The organism is Spirillospora sp. NPDC049024 (assembly GCF_040649235.1).
Taxonomy (GTDB): domain Bacteria; phylum Actinomycetota; class Actinomycetes; order Streptosporangiales; family Streptosporangiaceae; genus Spirillospora.
In genome coordinates, this window is the sequence record NZ_JBEZFD010000011.1 from 190657 (window position 1) to 209063 (window position 18407).

Annotated in this window: 15 protein-coding genes; 8 read left to right on the forward strand and 7 right to left on the reverse strand. The window is 70.4% G+C overall.

Going from position 1 to position 18407, the window contains the following annotated elements:
- Window positions 1-18 precede the first annotated feature (18 nt).
- Together AB0C21_RS21885 and AB0C21_RS21890 are read right to left on the reverse strand one after the other, a co-directional pair.
- Window positions 19-957 (reverse strand): hypothetical protein, encoded by a 939-nt coding sequence (locus AB0C21_RS21885; protein WP_500206455.1) that lies wholly within the window; start codon window positions 955-957, stop codon window positions 19-21.
- Window positions 958-1110: 153 nt separating this feature from the next.
- Complete coding sequence (locus tag AB0C21_RS21890; protein WP_500206458.1) at window positions 1111-2586, reverse strand: MFS transporter; 1476 nt, start codon at window positions 2584-2586, stop codon at window positions 1111-1113.
- 140 nt (window positions 2587-2726) lie between these two features.
- On the opposite strand from AB0C21_RS21890, the gene AB0C21_RS21895 reads away from it, so the two are divergent.
- Window positions 2727-3149, forward strand: a complete 423-nt coding sequence (locus AB0C21_RS21895; RefSeq protein WP_149262312.1) for an OB-fold nucleic acid binding domain-containing protein — start codon at window positions 2727-2729, stop codon at window positions 3147-3149.
- A 28-nt stretch (window positions 3150-3177) separates the two neighbouring features.
- Entirely contained in the window at window positions 3178-3873 is a 696-nt protein-coding gene (locus tag AB0C21_RS21900; RefSeq protein WP_500206460.1) for a DUF3159 domain-containing protein, read from the forward strand.
- A gap of 2 nt (window positions 3874-3875) precedes the next feature.
- Here AB0C21_RS21900 and AB0C21_RS21905 read toward each other — a convergent pair whose 3' ends face one another.
- Together AB0C21_RS21905 and AB0C21_RS21910 are read right to left on the reverse strand one after the other, a co-directional pair.
- The gene (locus AB0C21_RS21905) at window positions 3876-4535 is read right to left on the reverse strand and encodes a potassium channel family protein (protein WP_149262314.1); all 660 of its coding nucleotides are present in this window, start codon (window positions 4533-4535) and stop codon (window positions 3876-3878) included.
- Window positions 4535-5200, reverse strand: a complete 666-nt coding sequence (locus tag AB0C21_RS21910; protein ID WP_149262315.1) for a potassium channel family protein — start codon at window positions 5198-5200, stop codon at window positions 4535-4537. Before AB0C21_RS21910 ends, AB0C21_RS21905 begins: the two co-directional genes overlap by 1 nt.
- A 262-nt stretch (window positions 5201-5462) precedes the next feature.
- Between AB0C21_RS21910 and AB0C21_RS21915 the strand changes: the two genes are divergently transcribed.
- Together AB0C21_RS21915 and AB0C21_RS21920 are read left to right on the forward strand one after the other, a co-directional pair.
- Window positions 5463-7496: an APC family permease gene (locus tag AB0C21_RS21915; protein ID WP_500206463.1), complete on the forward strand. Its 2034-nt coding sequence runs from the start codon at window positions 5463-5465 to the stop codon at window positions 7494-7496.
- Window positions 7489-8826, forward strand: a complete 1338-nt coding sequence (locus AB0C21_RS21920; protein WP_500206465.1) for a class I SAM-dependent RNA methyltransferase — start codon at window positions 7489-7491, stop codon at window positions 8824-8826. Before AB0C21_RS21915 ends, AB0C21_RS21920 begins: the two co-directional genes overlap by 8 nt.
- A gap of 175 nt (window positions 8827-9001) precedes the next feature.
- On the opposite strand, the gene AB0C21_RS21925 is transcribed toward AB0C21_RS21920, so the two are convergent.
- Window positions 9002-9379: a hypothetical protein gene (locus AB0C21_RS21925; protein WP_500206467.1), complete on the reverse strand. Its 378-nt coding sequence runs from the start codon at window positions 9377-9379 to the stop codon at window positions 9002-9004.
- A gap of 653 nt (window positions 9380-10032) precedes the next feature.
- Here AB0C21_RS21925 and AB0C21_RS21930 point away from each other — a divergent pair.
- The 3 genes from AB0C21_RS21930 (at window position 10033) to AB0C21_RS21940 (ending at window position 14463) form a co-directional block, all read left to right on the forward strand.
- Complete coding sequence (locus AB0C21_RS21930) at window positions 10033-10431, forward strand: ribbon-helix-helix domain-containing protein (protein WP_500206469.1); 399 nt, start codon at window positions 10033-10035, stop codon at window positions 10429-10431.
- A 753-nt stretch (window positions 10432-11184) separates the two neighbouring features.
- On the forward strand, window positions 11185-12975 hold the full coding sequence (locus AB0C21_RS21935) for a helix-turn-helix domain-containing protein (protein ID WP_500206471.1): 1791 nt from the start codon (window positions 11185-11187) through the stop codon (window positions 12973-12975).
- Between the two features lie 312 nt (window positions 12976-13287).
- Entirely contained in the window at window positions 13288-14463 is a 1176-nt protein-coding gene (locus AB0C21_RS21940) for a GNAT family N-acetyltransferase (RefSeq protein WP_500206474.1), read from the forward strand.
- A gap of 1 nt (window position 14464) precedes the next feature.
- Here the strand turns inward: AB0C21_RS21940 and AB0C21_RS21945 are convergent, their stop codons facing one another.
- On the reverse strand, window positions 14465-15496 hold the full coding sequence (locus AB0C21_RS21945) for a glycoside hydrolase domain-containing protein (protein WP_500206476.1): 1032 nt from the start codon (window positions 15494-15496) through the stop codon (window positions 14465-14467).
- 142 nt (window positions 15497-15638) lie between these two features.
- Here AB0C21_RS21945 and AB0C21_RS21950 point away from each other — a divergent pair, with 142 nt between their 5' ends.
- On the forward strand, window positions 15639-16565 hold the full coding sequence (locus AB0C21_RS21950; RefSeq protein ID WP_500206478.1) for an LLM class F420-dependent oxidoreductase: 927 nt from the start codon (window positions 15639-15641) through the stop codon (window positions 16563-16565).
- 69 nt (window positions 16566-16634) lie between these two features.
- Here the strand turns inward: AB0C21_RS21950 and AB0C21_RS21955 are convergent, their stop codons facing one another.
- Window positions 16635-18341 carry an MFS transporter gene (locus AB0C21_RS21955; RefSeq protein WP_500206480.1) on the reverse strand — a complete coding sequence of 569 codons (1707 nt, stop codon included), beginning with the start codon at window positions 18339-18341 and terminating at the stop codon, window positions 16635-16637.
- Window positions 18342-18407: the final 66 nt, after the last annotated feature.

Genomic DNA, 18407 nt, shown 5'->3' on the forward strand with positions numbered 1-18407 from the left:
CGCCGCTCCCCGGCAGAGTCACGGGGCCGTGCGTTCCAGACCGGACGGCGGCCCGTCCAGGATCTCGCCGCCGAGGGCCTCCCGGAGCGCTGCGGCCGTCGCCTCGGCGTGCGTCCCGTGCGCGGCGATATGGACGACGGTGCCGAGCGCCGGGTGCTCGACGATGTGGAGGGCGGTCCCCTCGTCCATGGTCGTGTAAATGGCCTCCTTCCAGCCCGAGCCGTCGGTGTCCCTGCCGATGACGGCGATGTTCCAGTTCTCCGTATAAGCCCAGACGGCGGGTTTCTCGGCGTCATCGGTGGCGAGGCGGACCCAGAAGACCGGGCGTGGGATGGTCCGGCCCGGGGTCCCCGGCCGGACCGTGACCCAGTCCTCCTCGCCCTCCACCGGCCGCGCGGGGGCGAGGACGCCCGTCGGCCGCTCCCGGGGCGCCTCCCGCATCACCACCGGCGGATGGACCAGTTCCGCGGCGACCGTCCGCGCGTACTCGGCCGCCGACCGGACCTTGTCATCACCGTGGCCGAGAGCGCGCTGCAGCAGGTCCGCGGTCTCCGGAGCGGGCTCCGCGCCGCCTGTGGCCATCATCATCGGGATGAGCGCCCATGGCCCTTCGGGGAGATCCTCCTCCAGTTGCGCGCGCAGCGTCTGCTCTGTCCAGACCTCGAAGTGCTCGCCCACGACCGCCCGGATCGCGACGGCCTTCTCCGCGGACTCCGCGCGGACGAACACGGCCTTCGCCTCGGCCTCGTCGGCCGTCACCTCGATCAGAAGGTTCCGGCCCGAGTCGTCGACGTACACGTCCGCGAGCGTCTCACCGCCGAAACCGCCGTTTCCGTAGTACGCGAACGTCAGGCCCGTCGCGTCGGCGAGCGCGCTCAGGAGCGAGTCGTCGACCTCGTCTTCCCACTGGATGACCAGGGCGCACCGGTACGGGCCGCCCTCCACAGGAGTGATCATCCGCGCACGGTACCGGCGACCGTGATCATCTGTCCGCCGAGCGTCGACATCTCGACCATCGGTGCCGGTCCGGAGGGCGGAGCGGGCCGGCCGCGCGGATGCCCGGCCCGCCGCCCCTGACGGACGGCGGGCCGGGCGCGGGACCGGGTGGGATCAGTGCGCGCGGGCGCCTCGGGGGAGCAGGAAGGCGATCAGGAACGCGGCGGCGGTGAGGCCGGCGGTCAGGGCGGTGACCTGCTCCGCGGCCTCCAGTGCGGCCGGCGCCAGGAAGCGCCCGGCCACCGGGGCGCCGATCGCCCCGAAGAAGACCGTGCCGAGGACCGCGATGCCGAGGGACGCGCCGAGCTGCTGGACCGACTCCAGCGCGGCCGAGCCGGAGCCCACCTCGTGGTCGGCGATGCCCGCGACGATGACGTCGAACAGCGGGACGAAGATCATGCCCATGCCGGCGCCGAACAGCAGCAGCGGCGCGGCCAGGTGCCAGCCGCCGACGCCCGTCCCGACCGCCTCGAACACCGCGTACAGGGCGGTCAGGCCCGCGGCCATCAGCGCCAGGCCGAGGTGCAGGATCCTGCGGCCGAGCCTGGTCATGGTCATGCCGCTGAACGCCGACCCGGCGAACGCCCCGACCGCCCAGGACGACATGGCCAGGCTCGCGGCCAGCGGCGTGTAGCCGAGGCCGAGCTGGAGGAAGAGGCCGGTGGCGAGCGAGAACCCGGCGATCGCGCCGAAGAAGACGATGACGAACAGGACCCCGGAGGCGTAGGCCCGGTTGGCGAACACGCTCAGCCGGACCAGCGGCGTCCGGCCCCGGCGGGTGCGGCGCAGCTGGTGCAGGGCGAACAGGGCGAGGACGGGGACCGAGCCGGCGAGCAGCGCGAGCGACCAGGCGGGCCAGCCGAGCTCGCGGCCCTGGACGAGCGGGTACACCAGCATGCTCATGCCGAGGCCGCCGAGCAGCATCCCGGCGCCGTCCAGGCCGCCCGACCGGTCCGCGGCCGCCGGGGCGGGCAGCGCCCGGGCGCCCACGGCCAGCGCGTAGGCGCCGACCGGCACGTTCACCAGGAAGATCGCGCGCCAGCCGGTGCCGAAGAGGTCGGCGTCGATCAGCAGGCCCGCGACCACCGGACCGAGGATGGTGGCCAGCCCGATCACCGGCCCGAACAGCGCGAACGCCTTCCCGGTGTCCCGGCCGAACAGGTCCCGGATCAGCCCGAACCCCTGCGGGACCATCACCGCGGCGCACAGCCCCTGCGCGACCCGGGCGGCGATCAGGCTCTCCGGCGACCAGGCGAACGCGCACGCCACCGACATCGCCATGAACCCGGCCGCCCCCGCGAGCAGGACGGGCCGCCGCCCGAACATGTCGCCGAGCCGGCCGCCGGTCAGCAGCGCCACCGCGAGGGCGAGCGTGTAGCCGGCGGCCGTCCACTGCAGCGCGGAGTACGACCCGCCGAGGTCCGCGCGGATCGCGGGCGCGGCCACGTTCACCACGGTGGAGTCGAGCAGGTTCAGCAGGGTGGCGGCCAGGATCGCCGAGAGGCCGAGCCAGCGGCGCGGGGCCTGCGCGGCGCCGTCGCCGGGGCGGGTCCCGGTCCCGGCGGCCGGGGTTTCGAGGGTGGCGGTCATGATCCGTCCTTCCACTTGGAGCGGAATGCTCTGTTCCGATAATAGTAGAACGGAATGCTTCATTCCACAGTGGAACCGGCTTCGATCCGGCGGCGGGGCAAGGGGTCCGCTTCGTCCGGGGATGCCATACGCTTCGAGGTATGGACGAGGTTTCGGCCAGCACGCCGCCGGGGGCGGAGCCCCGCGAGCGGGAGCGCGGCAAGGGCGGGCTGCGGCGCTTTCTGCGGCGCATGGCGTCCAGCAAGGCCGAGCTCGAGGCCGAGGAGCTGCAGAAGACCACCGGCGACGAGGGTGCGACGCCGATCACCGAGTGCGGCACGCGCAAGCGGCACTGCGTAGCGGGTACGCTGCGTACGGTGACGCTCCGTCCCCGGGGCGGCGCCCCCGCCCTGGAGGCCGAGCTCTACGACGGCACCGATGTGATCAACCTGGTCTGGCTCGGCCGCCGCAAGATCGCCGGGATCGACCCGGGGCGCCGGCTGCGCGCCGAGGGATTGGTGAGCGAGCAGGACGGGCGCAAGGTCATGTTCAATCCGCGATACGAGTTGCGCGGCGGCGCGTGAGGCCGCGACGAGCCGCCGGGAGAGCGACGTGAGCGAACTGGAAACGGACACCGCGCGGGAGGCCGCCGCCCACGACACCGTCGAGGCGGCCGTCCGGGCCCAGCTCAACAAGGCGCTCGGCGGCGTGCGCGGCATGGTCGAGGCGGCGGTGCCGACGATCGCCTTCACCGGCACCTACATGGCCGCGGAGGATGTCAAGCTCGCCGTCGGCGCCGGGGTCGGCGCCGCGGTGCTGCTGCTGCTGGTCCGGCTCGCGCAGCGCTCCAGCCCGCAGTTCGTCCTGAACAGCCTGTTCGGCATCGCGATCGCCGCGTTCTTCGCGCTGCGCTCGGGCAAGGCCGAGAACGCCTTCCTGCCCGGCATCCTGCTCAACGCGGGCTACGGCGCCGCGATGATCTTCTCGATCGCGGTGCGCTGGCCGATCGTCGGCTTCATCATCGGATCGGTCACCGGCGACCCGACCGCCTGGCGGTCCGACCCCGGCATCGTGAGGCTGTGCTCCCGGCTCACCTGGCTGCTCGTGCTGCCCTGCGCCGTGCGCGTCGCCGTCCAGTACCCGATCTACCTCGCCGACGGCGACCAGAGCGGCCTGCTCGGCACCGCCAAGATCGCGATGGGCTGGCCGCTCCAGGTCGCCGCCCTGGCCGCCATGGTCTGGCTCCTCACCCGCGGCCGCACCCCCATCCGGGGCGGCGCTCCGGCCGAGAGCGAAGAGCCCGCCTAGCCCTACCTGCCGCCTAGGAGCTCCGCGAGTTCGTCTTCGACGTCCTGGCTGGCCACGAACATCAGCTCGTCGCCCGGCTCCAGGGTGTCGTCGGACGAGGGGACCAGCACCCGGCCCTCCCGCAGGATCGCCACCAGGGCGGTGTCGCGCGGCCAGTCCACGGAGCCGACCCGCGCGCCGCCGAGCGGGGCGTCGTCGGGCAGCGTCAGCTCCACCAGGTTGGCCTCGCCCTGGCGGAACGTCATCAGCCGGACGAGGTCGCCGACGCTGACGGCCTCCTCGACCAGCGCCGACAGCAGCCGCGGGGTGGAGACCGCGACGTCCACACCCCACGACTCGTTGAACAGCCACTCGTTGTTCGGGTGGTTGATCCGCGCGACCACCCGGGGGACCCCGTACTCGGTCTTGGCCAGCAGCGACACGACCAGGTTGACCTTGTCGTCGCCGGACGAGGCGACCACGACCTGGCAGCGCTCCAGCGCCGCGTCGTCCAGCGCGGAGATCTCGCACGCGTCGGCGAGCAGCCACTCGGCGCGCGGCACCATCTCCACCTTGATGGCCTTCGGGCTCTTGTCGATCAGGAGCACCTCGTGGCCGTTCTCCAGCAGCTCCTGGGCGATGGACCGGCCCACCGCGCCGGCCCCCGCGATCGCGACCCGCATCAGGCGTCCTCTCCGTCTCGCGCCGCGACGGCGGCGTTGACCCGCTCCAGATCGTCGGCCTCGGCCATGATGTGCACGATGTCGCCGTCCTGGATCACCGTGTCCCGCTCGGGGACGAGCGCCTCGCCCATGCGGGACAGGAACGCCACGCGGGTCCGCGCGTGCTCCTCCAGCGCGCCGACCTTCTCGCCCACCCACAGGTGGCCGGAGTCCAGTTCGGCGAGGACGACCGCGCCGGTCGGGTCGCGCCACAGCGGCTCGGCGCCCTCGGGGAGCAGGCGGCGCAGGATCTGGTCGGCCGTCCACCGGACGGTCGCGACCGTGGGGATGCCGAGGCGCTGGTAGACCTCCGCCCGGCGCGGGTCGTAGATCCGGGCCACGACGTTGTCGACGCCGAACGTCTCGCGCGCCACCCGCGCGGAGATGATGTTGGAGTTGTCGCCGCTGCTGACGGCCACGAACGCCGACGCGCGCTCGATGCCCGCCTCGGCGATCACCTCGCGGTCGAACCCGAACCCCGTGATGCGGCGGCCCCGGAACCCGCTGCGCAGCCGGCGGAACGCCTCCGGGCTCTGGTCGATGATGGCCACCGAGTGACCCTTGTCCTCCAGGATGTGGGCGAGCGTCGAGCCGACCCGCCCGCATCCCATGATCACGATATGCACGGCCGTTCCCTCTTCCGTCCAGGAGGACGCGCCCCCTGTACCCCCCGCGCCGTGCACGGCATTCGCCGCCGACACCGTGCCGCACCCGAGGACCGTTTCCTGTGAATGATCCCTGCCGGGCTGCAAACCTACACATCCGCCCAGGCGAGTACTACCCAACCAGCATTCCCCGGGGGCGGCGACGCCGCCCGTCCCGGCGCCCCCCGAAGCGGACGGCGGCCCGGGGATCCGCCCCGGTCCGCAGCGGCTAGAGTCTCGTTGCGTGTCAAAGGTTCCGGACCTCGCGAAGCGGCTCCTCCTCGGCCGCGCGCTGAGCAGCGCCCAGCAGCACGAGCAGCTGCTGAAGAAGCGCATCGCGCTGCCCGTCTTCGCGAGCGACGCGCTCTCGTCGGTCGCCTACGCCCCGCAGGAGATCCTCCTCGCGCTCGGCGCGGGAGGCCTGGTGATGTACCACTACACCCCGTGGCTCGCCGCGGCCGTCGTGGTCATCCTGCTGACCGTGGTCGCCTCCTACCGGCAGAACGTCCGGGCCTACCAGAGCGGCGGCGGCGACTTCGAGGTCGCCACCACCAACCTCGGCGACAACTGGGGCGTCCTCGTGGCCAGCGCGCTGCTGGTCGACTACGTCCTGACCGTGGCGGTGTCGGTGTCGTCCGGGGTGGAGAACCTCGGCGCGCTGCTGAAGTTCATGCAGCCGCACGAGGTCCTGGTCGCGATCGCCATCGTCGTGCTGCTCACCCTCGGGAACCTGCGCGGCCTCAAGGAGGCCGGGGTCGCCTTCGCGATCCCGACGTACCTGTTCATGTTCGCGATCTTCAGCATGCTGGCGTGGGGCCTGGTCCGCCTGGCCGCGGGCACCAACCTGGAGGCCGAGACGGCGCACTACGAGGTCCGCGGCGACGAGATGGGCCTCGCCGGGTTCGCCCTCGTGTTCCTGCTGCTGCGGGCCTTCTCCTCCGGCTGCGCCGCGCTGACCGGGGTCGAGGCGATCAGCAACGGCGTGCCCGCGTTCCGCAAGCCCAAGGGCGAGAACGCCGCCACGACCCTGCTGATGCTCGGGCTCGTCGCGATGACGCTGTTCGGCGGCGTGACCGCGTTCGCCTACATCACCGACGCCAAGTTCGCCGAGCCCGACCAGGGCAGCCACCTGATCGACCCGTCCACCGGCAAGCCGGTCACCGACGCCGACCCGGTGATCGCCCAGGTGGCGCACACCGTGTTCAGCAACTTCACCCCCGGGTTCGCGCTGGTCACCGCGATGACCGCGCTGATCCTGTTCCTCGCCGCCAACACCGCGTTCAACGGGTTCCCGGTGCTCGGCTCGGTGCTCGCGCGCAACCGCTACCTGCCGCGCCAGCTGCACACCCGCGGCGACCGGCTCGCCTACAGCAACGGCATCATCATCCTGGCCACCATGGCCGGGCTGCTGATCTACGCCTACGACGCGTCCGTCAGCCGGCTGATCCCGCTCTACACCGTCGGCGTCTTCGTGTCGTTCACCGTCAGCCAGGTCGGCATGGTCCGGCACTGGAACCGGCTCCTCGCCGCCGAGGACGACGCGGCGCAGCGCCGCCGGATGCGCACCTCCCGCGGGATCAACGCCTTCGGCGCCTCCCTCACCGGCATCGTCCTGGTCGTCGTGCTGATCACCAAGTTCGCGCTCGGCGCCTACATCGTCTGCATCGCGATGCCGCTGCTGTTCCTGCTGATGAAGGCGATCAGGCGGCACTACGACCGGGTCGCCGCCGAGCTGGTGCCCTCCGGCGAGGACGTCGCGCTGCCCGCCCGCAACCACGGCATCGTGCTCGTCTCCAAGATCCACAAGCCGACGCTGCGGGCGCTGGCCTACGCCCGCGCCACCCGCCCCTCCACGCTGGAGGCGGTGACCGTGGCCGTGGACGCCGAGGAGTCGCAGCGCCTCCAGGAGGAGTGGGACGCCCTCGACATCCCCGTCCCGCTGAAGATCCTCGACTCGCCGTACCGGGAGATCACCCGTCCGGTGCTGTCCTACGTCAAGGGCATCCGGCGCAAGAGCCCCCGCGACGTCGTCACCGTGTTCATCCCCGAGTACGTCGTCGGCCACTGGTGGGAGCAGCTCCTGCACAACCAGAGCGCGCTGCGGCTGAAGGGCCGGCTGCTGTTCCAGCCCGGCGTGATGGTGACGAGCGTCGCGTGGCAGCTGCAGTCCTCCGACCGCCTCAAGGGACGCAAGGAGCCGCCGGGGCCGGGCTCGTCGCGGCGCCCGCCGCGGACCGGGGCACGCCCCGGTGCCGGTAGTGTTTCGGACCGTGACTGAACTCGAACCCGACGTCCTCGAACTGGAGGTCGGCAACGTCGCCAACGGCGGTTTCTGCGTCGCCCGGCACGAGGGGCGCGTGGTCTTCGTCCGGCACGCCCTGCCCGGCGAACGGGTGAGGGCCCGCGTCACCGACCGCACGAAGAACTTCCTCCGCGCCGACGCCGTGGAGATCATCGAGGCGTCGCCGGACCGGGTGCAGCCGCCCTGCCCGTTCGCCGGCCCCGGCCGGTGCGGCGGCTGCGACTGGCAGCACGCCTCCCTGCCCGCCCAGCGGGCGCTCAAGGCCGCGGTCGTGCAGGAGCAGCTCGAACGGCTCGCCGGGATCACCCGCACGGTCGTCGTCGAGGAGGTCCCGTACCCGGTCGACGGCGAGGTGACGCCCCCGCCGGGGCTCGGCTGGCGCACCCGCGTCCAGTTCTCCGTCTCCTCCGGCGTCGTCGGCCTGCGCAAGCACCGCTCGCACGACATCGAGCCCGTGGACGAGTGCCTGATCGCCCACCCCGGCGTGGAGCTGATGGGCATCGAGCGCAAGCGCTGGCCGGGCGCGTCCGGCGTCGAGGGCGTGGTCTCGGCGACCACGGGCGACCGCCTGGTCGTGCTGCGCGGCCGCGACCGCCGCAAGATCCGCGTCCCGCGCCTGGACGTCCCGGTCCGCCTCGTGCGCGGCAAGCCCGAACCCGGCGCCGGCCTCCCGTACGTCCGCGAAGAGGTCTCCGGACGGCTCTACCAGGTCAGCGGCAGCGGCTTCTGGCAGGTGCACCCGGGCGCCGCCCAACTGCTCGCCGACGCCGTGCTCGAGGCCCTCGAACCGAAGCCCGGCGACATCGCCCTCGACCTGTACTGCGGCGTCGGCCTGTTCGCCGGCGTCCTGGCCGAGCGCGTCGGCGACGACGGACTCGTCGTGGGCATCGAGTCCGACGGCCAGGCCGTCCGCGACGCCCGCTTCAACCTGCGCGACCTGCCGAACGTCTCGATCGAGCGCGGCCCCGTGGAGGAGGTCGTCGCCGACCTGGAGTTCGGCCGCGCGTCCTCGGGCTCCCGCACGCAGAACAAGCGCGGCGCGGGCCACCAGGGCGGCGCCAAGGTCCGCCGCGCCGACGTGGTCGTCCTCGACCCGCCCCGCACCGGCGCGGGCCGCGAGGTCGTCGAGCACATCACCCGCCTCGCCGACCGCAAGATCGCCTACGTCTCCTGCGACCCCGCCACCCTGGCCCGCGACCTCGCCTACTTCAGCGACCGCGGCTGGACCCTGGAGTCCTTCCGAGCCTTCGACGCCTTCCCCATGACCCACCACGTAGAGTGCCTCGCCACCCTCGTACGGGGCTGACCGCCGCCCTGAGCGCCATAACTCCACCGGCGGGACTATTCCGGTCAGGCGCGCAACGCGCGCCCCGTGGTGGTGACACACGAAGGCTCGACCATTCGACGGACGATGGTCGAGCCCGTGGCGACTCGCCGTGTGGGGAAGTCTGGCCGGTCGTGTTCTCGTGTCGCGAGGGTGCTTAGTTCTGCGAGCGGCCGAAGTAGAAGCCGACCACGGAGCCCACGATGAAGAAGATCCACGCGCGAACGTCGTGCATCTCGCCACTGAAGCGCTCCCACTCCTCGCCGGACAGGATCGCCGCTCCGATCAGGTCCGCCGTAATGATCAGGACCAGCAGCGCGAACAGGCCGATCCCGAACCACTGGCGCTGCTTGCGCACGTGGCCGAGGTCCTCGCCCCGGCCGATCGGCTCCGCGGAGGTCCCTTCGACGGGGGGCGGGTCCTCGCTGATGAGGTCTCTGCGCTGAACGATCTCTCTGAGCTTCTTGATCGGTCCCCGCGCCGGTTTCTTCTCCGCCGGGCTGCCACTCCCGGCGCGAGTGGACTTGTCGGACATGGGTTGGCCTCCTGGGGGCTGCAGGGTGAGCAGCCGGTCGGTGTCCCGTCGAGTCGGTGACGGCACGGTGGCCCTGGAATCGTGGTCGCACCTGCCGCACCCTTCAGGGGCGGGCGTGTCGAGCTTGTGAGCGGATGCTGGACGGAGGCCGGTTCGATCGGCCCTCTCGTTGATGGCGAGAGTGTACTTCAGTACACATGAAAACCACATCAGATGGTGATGCGATGAGCAAGACCTCATCACCCAGTACGACTGTGATCGATGTCTCGTTGGATGTCGGGGCATCTCTAGCGGTGTCTGGTGATCTACTGTGATCGTTATGGACAACATAACTGCAGGTGAGGGCGGGAATATTGCCCTCCGTGTCTGAGTTGATGGGCTGTGTGAGTGGATCTGCAGGCTCCGATCAGGCAGTATGTGTGCGAGCACGTCGCGTGTACGCCTTCCAGGCGTATCCAGCACGTAATTTCTATGTAACTAGACCGTTCTTCACTTGGAGGTGGTGCGTACCAGGCCCACACTCCTAGTGTGCACAAGGTGAGATCAGCGCCACCCTGCGTAAGTTCCAAGATCGGAGGACCGATTGTCATGGATCGTCTGCTCACGCGCCGCCTGCAGGCCGGCGCGCCATACCGATGGCACCGGCGCGCCAGGTGAGCGCGGTCGGCGGCCTTTCTGTCTCCACCGCGCACACCGGCCATGTACTGCCGGGTTCCTATGATCAAAGCCATGAAGATCGCGACCGTTCGGAAGACGGAGTCCGGGAGAGGCATCTGATGGCATCGCCCACAGGGAAGTCCACCCCCCAGGCGAAGGACAGGACGACGAAGAAGCAGCAGGGCAAGGAGCGGCCGGTCCGGCTCTCGGTGAACCTCAGCCCGGAGATCTCAGAGATCTTCAGTCAGCTGGTGGAGAGAAAGGGTCTGTCGATCACCGAAGGCGTGCGGACCGCCATCAAGGTCTGGAAGTTTCTCGAGGACGAGATTGCGGCCGGTAATCAGATCGCGGTCATCGAACCGGACAAGAGCGTTCACAAGGTCTACGTGATCTAGATCAGAGGCCCGGTGCACCGGGCGCGGGGGACGCAGATGAGACCCACTCCCCAGGCCGTCCGGCCGACTTGTGGATCAGGTGAGGCCTTGCCAGTGAAGCGGTGAGGCCTCACCTCGCCGGATATCGGTACTCGTGGACCACCATGCTCACGTCAATGGCCTTCCGTGGCCGTCCCGCTGCGCCGCTCTCATTCCCTCCCTCCGCATCCCCCGGTTCCCTGCAGGGTGAACGGAGTGATCCGCGAGCCGTCAGCGCGATGAGCCGTACTGGTGCGGGGTACACGCCATACGTGTGGGCCGACTCCGGCGTGCTCGTGTCCGTTCGGGCAGTAGTGATTGCTGCGCCAGGAGGCGCTCGGACGATCGGCGCCTTGGACGGAGTGCCGCCACTGCTCCATCGGCCAGGACCGCTCGCAGAAGAAGCAGTACCACCACTGCTCGTCCGGATCGGCACAAGTCTCGATCGCTGATGCCCGAGCCGGTCGATCAGTCTGCATGGTCGCTCCCCGGAAGTGTTCTGTCCCATCGGCGCTCTCCGAGCCTTTGAAAGGGAGCCCCGATGACCTTTTAGTTCCGTCCAGGTTGCATGACCGGCATCGGCCAGTCAACCCTCTTGAACCCCTTCACGGCAGACTAACTCCGGCGCATCGTCGCAGGTCAGAAACGCAATGTGTTGCGCTGTCCAGGGGTGACTCATATCTTCCCGCATAAGGAGTGATGATTGACTTATAACGGTGGTGGTACATCACCATAATGCCGTTGCGTGAGGTTGAGATCACCGATATTCGATCAGCAGACCAGCTGATCTCCTATGCCACACTGGCGAACCTCGCCTGGCTGATGCGCCATCACGGGGTCTCGCAGGGCGCGGTCGCCCGAGCTCTGAGCATCAAGCCACCGAACTTCTCGACCCTGCTCAACGGGAAGCTCGAAGATCGCCATCTCCAGGAGCTCGACGAGGTCATCGTGGGCATCGCTCCCGAGCTGGACCGTACCGGCGGCCTCAGCTCCCTCGCCGTCCGCCTCCGCGGGCTGACGGGCCGCACCAGCCTGGCCGCCAAGATCCCTCCCACCTGGACGAGCAAGCTGCTGGACACTCCGCTGGACAGCGAGATCGCGGTACTAACCCATGCGTCGGCGCTGCTGTCGACATTCTGGGCGGTGCAGAACACCGGGCATGTCAACGAGGTCCGCAGCCGCTACAGAGAGCAGATTAAGCGACTGGTCGCCAAGCTGATCCTGATCGGGGCGGCGCCCCCTACTCCCCGGAACATCGACGCCCTCGTGCTGCTCGGAAGCCTCGCCGGCTTCGCTTTCGACGAGATGGAGGACGTTCTCGAGCGTGAGCTGCATGAGATGCCACTGGGATTCAGGGTCTGGCGGACGATCACCAAACTGGTCAAGATCAGCAAGGATTCGCCGATCGCCGACGAACTGAGCGTCTGGGTCGCCCAGATGCTGGAGGACGCCGAGGAGCTCCGCGAACGGAGCGTCTATCCCGGCCGTTCGCTGGATCTCGAGATGATCATCAGCCTTCCGGCGCCCTGGACGGTGCCCAATGCCGCGACCATCCAGCGGCTCCTGCTCACCCGGGCTCGTAACACCAGGGCAACGGTCCGTGAGCGCGGTACCGCCACGCTCGGCCTGTGGGAACGCACCCTCGACGGCCGCGGACACTCCCGCGACGAAGTCGAAGGCGAACTGCAGCAAATGATCAACGACTTCGAGAACGAGGCGGAGCATCCCGAGGCGGCGACGGGACTCCGCTGGGTAGCGGCGACTTTACGCTACCTGATGCAGCACGAACTGCCCGTCTGCAACGATCTGCGTGCCATCGACGACCCTTGCCAGGTCGTCGTCCAGGACGCCACCGACTACCTGCGAAAGCAGAATCTGCCCAGCAACATCCAGAACGCCACCATCACCCTGTTCGTCCATGCGCTACTGCAGAACGCCGGCGTGCACCGGCGCCAAGCCATCGACACACTGCTGACCGGTGGCTGGGCACAGCCGGTGACTCGAGCGCTCGACAAAGTTCTCAAACACTCCAAAGCGGAGTCGTGGCTGCGATGCCGGGCCCTGTTCGCCCTCGGCTTCCTCCAGCACCGCGACAGTGGCGTCGAACGCACCCTCACCACTCACACCAACCGTCTGCACGAGCGGCTCAAATCCGACGGCCCGACCCTCCCCCTGGTTTCGGAGACACACGCCGCCCTCTTCGCTATCGGCGACTGTTTCGGCGCCGTCGGCGCCGAAGCCAAGGCCAAACAGATACGCACTGCGCTGGAGCCCACCTTGCGCGACCTGGCGGAGAAGACCGAATCGTCTTTTTACCCTGTCGCCCGCGCTTTGGTTTACCTGCTCACCGTCACCGCTCAACCGCGCCTCGTCGACACCCCTGCGGAGGCGGACCTCTCCGAGCAACTACTGGCCCGCCTGCACGAACATCCCGACCCCGTCACCAGAAAGTTCAGTGACTGGACGTTAGGGTTTCGCTTCGCGCCCAACGGTGACATTCGCCCCTTCTACGACGCCGCAGCTTAACCCGGCCTGCCTGGCTGGGCTGTGGTACGCGAATGTTTTTGCGGAGCCTGCGCGGTGACGGCACCGGGGCATGGGTGATGACCTCACCGCGCGGTTCAAACCGCCCACACCGGACCACACCGCAGCGTCGCCAACGCTTGAAGCAGTTGACGCGCACGAGCGACGCGCCTACTGCGCATGGCTGATAACCCCGGCAACCTCCGCACTTCCTAGCAGCACGCTTTTCCGAGCACTCTCCACAGGGAGTGCTTCGCCACCCTCGTACGGGGCTGACCTCGGAAAATCGGTTGCGGTGCGGCTTAGCGTGGAAGGGTGACCGAGATCAGGGACGTGCCCGAGGCCGATGCTCGCGACATGGTCGACTTCGCGGGGATGGTGTTCCACCTCCCCATGGACGACGGCGACCCCGAGCGGGACGGGTGGCCGCTCACCCGTGCCGAGCGGATCGGCGCCTATGACGGCGACACGAGGGTCGGGCAGTTGGCGGCCATGCCGATGGGGCTCGCGGTCCCGGGAGCGGTGCTCGACTGCTCGGCGATCACGTTCGTCGGGGTGCTGCCCACGCATCGGCGCCGGGGGATCCTGACGTCCATGATGGATCGGATGGACGCCGACGCCATCGCGGCGGGGCGTCCGGTGGCGGCGCTCTGGGCGTCGCAAGGCGCCATCTACGGGCGGTACGGGTTCGGGCAGGCCACGTGGGCGATCGACCTGGAGGTGGACACGTCGCGTCCGCTGGAGTTCCGGACGACCCCGGACGACCGGCCGCTGCGGCTCGTCGATGCCGCGTCCGCGCCTGAGGTGCTCGATCCCATCCACCGGCGCTCGCTGCGGCCGGGAGGGCTCGTGCGCGATCCCGACTGGTGGGCGCGGGCCATCCTGCGGCCGGTCGACCGGGACTCGCCCGGGTACACCGCGCCGCGCATCGTCGTCCACCCGGAGGGTTACGCGGTCTACCGGGTCCGCGAGGGGACGGTCAGGGTGGTCGATCTTGTCGCCGACACGCCTCAGGTGGAGGCCGCGCTCTGGGGGTTCCTGGCGTCGATCGACCTGACGTCCCGCGTCGAGGCGCTGGGCCGTCCGGTGGACGACCTGCTCCCGCACATGGTCGCCGACCCCGACCGGGTCACCGTCAAGAGGGAGTTCGGCGCCCTGTGGCTGCGGCTGATCGACGTGCCGGCGGCTCTGCGCGCCCGTTCCTGGGCCACCGAGGACGCCTTCGTCCTGGAGGTGGAGGATTCGAGGATTCCGGCGAACGCGGGGCGCTGGATGCTCAAGACCGGCGCGGCGCCTGTTTGCGAGTCGACCTCCGAGGCCCCGGACCTGAGTTTCAGCGCGGCCGATCTCGCGGCCGTCTATCTGGGCGGCCAGAGTCCGGTCACCCTGGCCCGGATCGGGGCCGTCGCCGAGCACACGGCCGGTGCGGCCGCCCGGCTGGCGGCCGCCCTGGCCGTTCCTTCGGCGCCCTACATCAACGACGACTTCTGAGTCACCGCCAGAAGAAGACCTTGGCGCTGGCCTTGGAGATCGTCGCGGCGGCGGCGCCCTGGTGGAGCAGCTGGAAGCGGACGCGCTTGCCCGCCTCGACGGTGTCGGCGGCGAGGCCGTAGACGAGGTTGGTGACGTCGCCGACGGAGATGTAGTCCTGGACGGGGCCGATCTGGTAGTCGGAGGCGTCGCCGTCCGCGACCTCGACCACCCGGGCCTGGATGAGCGTGCCCGCGGGGACGCCGCTCAGGGCCGCGCTCACCGACAGGCTGTAGCGGGCGGACCCGGTCAGCAGGCTGGGGCCGCCCGGGTCGTTGTGCTGGTGCTCCTTGTCGGAGTACTCCTTGCTCCAGGTGACCTCGGTCCACTTGCCGGGAGGCAGCTCCTGGTGGTCGCCACCGGTGCCGACGGACACGTAGTCGGGCATGTCGTCCTCTCCCTCGGGCGAGACGCCGACGCGCCACTGCCCGTAGTCGCTCTTGACGGCGCGGTCGTAGTCGACGCCGACGCCGTTGATCGTGTGGTCGTTGGAGTACTGCTGGAGCTGGGCGCGTGCGTCCCACCTGCCGCCCGACCACGCGTAGGTCTGCCACCCGAAGGCGATCTTCTTGGCGTCGAAGGCGCGCTTGACGGGGCCGTAGCCGCCGTAGAGGCCGACCCGGTCGCGGCCGAGGACGCTCGCCGCGCCGTCCAGGTAGGCGTTGATCTCGTCCTGCTGGCCGGAGGTGGCGTCCCAGTCGGCGGCGAAGTAGATGGGACGGTCGTCCGGCATGCCGAGCGCCTTGGCCTGGGCGGCGGCGTCACGGGCGTCGGTCGCGCCCGCGGACCGTCCGGCGAGCGGCCGCTTGGCCGTCGACTCCCAGACGACCACCAGCCAGATGCCCGCGGCGGACAGCTCGTCGGCCTCCTTGCGGGTCAGGTTCTTGCCGGTGGTGTCGTGCGACAGGTAGCGGCACGCGAACTTCGCCCCGGCGCGTTTCAGCGCGGACGCGCCGGGGCGGCCCCACGCGTAGTCGACGCCGAAGACAGCCATGTCAGCTCCATGTGTCGGGGGTTGTCGGGTTCCTGGCGATTTAACAGCCTTTGCTCATAGGGCGCAGGAGTTTGCGGAGGTTGACCGTCCGTAAGCGCCGCCCGCGGCGCGACCCCGGCGGGATCCGTACGAGGATGGGAGCATGCGACTTCGAATCTTCACCGAGCCCCAGCAGGGGGCGACCTACGAGACGCAGCTGGCCGTGGCCAAGGCCGCCGAGGACCTCGGCTTCGACGCGTTCTTCCGCTCGGACCACTTCGTCAAGATGGGCGACGTGAGCGGTGAGCCGGGCCCGACCGACTCGTGGATCACCCTGGGCGCGATAGCCCGGGAGACCAGCCGGATCAGGCTCGGCACGCTGGTGACGGCCGGGACGTTCCGGTACCCGGGGCCGCTGGCGATCTCGGTCGCGCAGGTCGACCAGATGAGCGGCGGACGGGTCGACCTCGGCCTCGGGACGGGGTGGTTCGAGGAGGAGCACACCGCGTACGGCATCCCGTTCCCGAGCCTGGGCGAGCGGTTCGAGCGGCTTGAGGAGCAGTTGCAGATCCTCGCCGGCCTGTGGGGGACGCCGTCCGGCGAGACCTTCTCCTTCAGCGGCGAGCACTACACCCTGACCGGGTCGCCCGCGCTGCCCAAGCCCGTGCGGCCGGGCGGTCCGCCGATCATCATCGGCGGGTTCGGGGCCAAGCGGACGCCGCGCCTCGCCGCCGCCTACGCCGACGAGTACAACGTCCCGTTCCACGGGGTCGAGGACACCGGCGGCGCGTTCGAGCGCGTCCGCGCGGCGTGCGCCGAGGCGGGCCGGACCGAGCCGATCGTCTACTCGGCCGCGCAGGTCGTGTGCTGCGGACGGGACGAGGCGGAGGTGCGGCGACGCGCCGAGGCCATCGGGCGCGAGGTGCCCGAGCTGCGCGAGAACGGCCTCGCCGGCACGCCGCAGGAGCTGGTCGACAAGATCGGGAAGTTCGGCGAGCTGGGCGCGGAGTGCGTCTACCTGCAGGTCCTCGACATGCACGACCTGGAGCACCTGGAGCTGCTGGCCTCGGAGGTCCAGAGCAAGGTCTGACGGCGGCGCGCCATCGGACGGCGGAGGGCCCGCGCCGGGGGAGTCCCGGCGCGGGCCCTCCCGCTTCGGTCAGGCGGCCTCTTCCTCCGGCCGCGCGTGCATCGGAAGCAGGAACGTCACCAGGAAGGTCAGGGCGAGGAGCCCGACCTCCACCCACAGCGTGATCTTCATGGCGTCGCCGAACCCGGTCCTGGCCGCGTGCCCGCCGGCCTCGGCGACCGCCTTCTGGACGGCGGGCGCCGACTGCGGTGCGGCGGCGACGGCGGCCTTCACGTCCTCTTCGAGCCGGTGGCAGGACGCGGGCACCGCGGCGGCGTCCTTGGCGGTGGCCCGGTCGCGGCCGCAGTCGCGCAGGCCGTCCACGACGCGCTCCTGCTGCGCGGCCGGGACGGACGCGGCGGCGAGGTCGCGGCGCAGGCCGGCGGCGCCGTCGTCCGCGGCCGATGCCACGTGCCCGCCGAGCAGCCCGAAGAAGACCGTGCCGAGGACGGCGGCGCCGAGCGCGGCACCGAGTTGCTGGACGGCGGTGAGCGTGCCGCCCGCCGAGCCGGTCTCCTCGGGCTCGACGCCCGCCAGCACGGTGTCGAAGAACGGCCCCATCAGCAGTCCCATGCCGAGCCCGGTGACGGTCAGGGCGGGGACGAGCTGCCAGGGGGTGACGTCGGTCCCGGCGTACTGGAGCGTGAAGTAGAGCCCGGCGATCCCGGCGGCCATGATGACGGCGCCCGCGTGGATCAGCTTGCGGCCGAGCCGCTGCACGGCCTGCATGACGCCGAACCCGATGACGATGCCGACCGACCAGGGGATCTGCGCGAGCCCGGCCTTCAGCGGGGAGTAGCCGAGCCCCAGCTGGAAGAACAGCGACAGCACCAGGCCGAGGCCGGCGACGCCGGAGAAGAACACGAGGCCGACGACGAGGCCGCCGGTGAAGCCGCGCTTGCGGAACAGGCTCGGCACGATCAGCGGGTCGCCGCCCGAGCGCTGCATGCGGACCTCGTACCAGGCGAACACGCCCCAGACGACCAGGGAGGCGGCCATCATGGCGAACGTCCAGGCGGGCCAGTCGTGCTCGCGGCCCTGGACGAGCGGGTAGACCAGCAGGCCGGCGCCGAGGGAGGCGAGGGCCGCGCCGGTGAGGTCGAGGCGGGACGCGTGCTCGGCGCGCCCGGTGGGCAGGAACCTCAGCCCGGCCAGCACGGCGGCGGCGCCCAGCGGCAGGTTGATCAGGAAGATCATCCGCCAGCCGGTGCCGAACAGGTCGGCGTCGACCAGCCAGCCGGCCAGCACCGGGCCGCCGACCGACGACAGCCCCATCACCGGCCCGAACATGGCGAACGCCGCGCCCATCTCCTTCTCCGAGAACATCTGCTTGATCATCCCGATGCCCTGCGGCAGCATCAGCGCGCCGAACAGGCCCTGCATGCCGCGGGCGGCGATCAGCATCCCGGGCGAGACGGCGACGCCGCACAGCAGCGAGCCGACCGTGAAGCCGGCCGCGCCGACGAGGAACATCCGCCTGCGGCCGTAGAGGTCGCCGAGGCGCCCGCCGGTGATGAGCCCGACGGCCATGGCGAGGGTGTAGCCGGCGGCGAGCCACTGGATGGTGGCGGCCGACCCGCCGAGCTCGGCGCGGATCGTGGGGGCCGCGATGTTGGTGATCAACGCGTCCAGCATGTCCATGACCTCGCCCGCGAGGATCACGAACAGGGCCACCCAGCGCCAGCGGTAGCCGGCGTCCGCGGTGCCCCGGGAGGGGGAGGTGATCGTGTCGGTCATCGTGAACTCCGGGGGAACAGTGTTCGTTGTCTACGAACAACGTTCTATGGGCGAACGCTGTTCGTG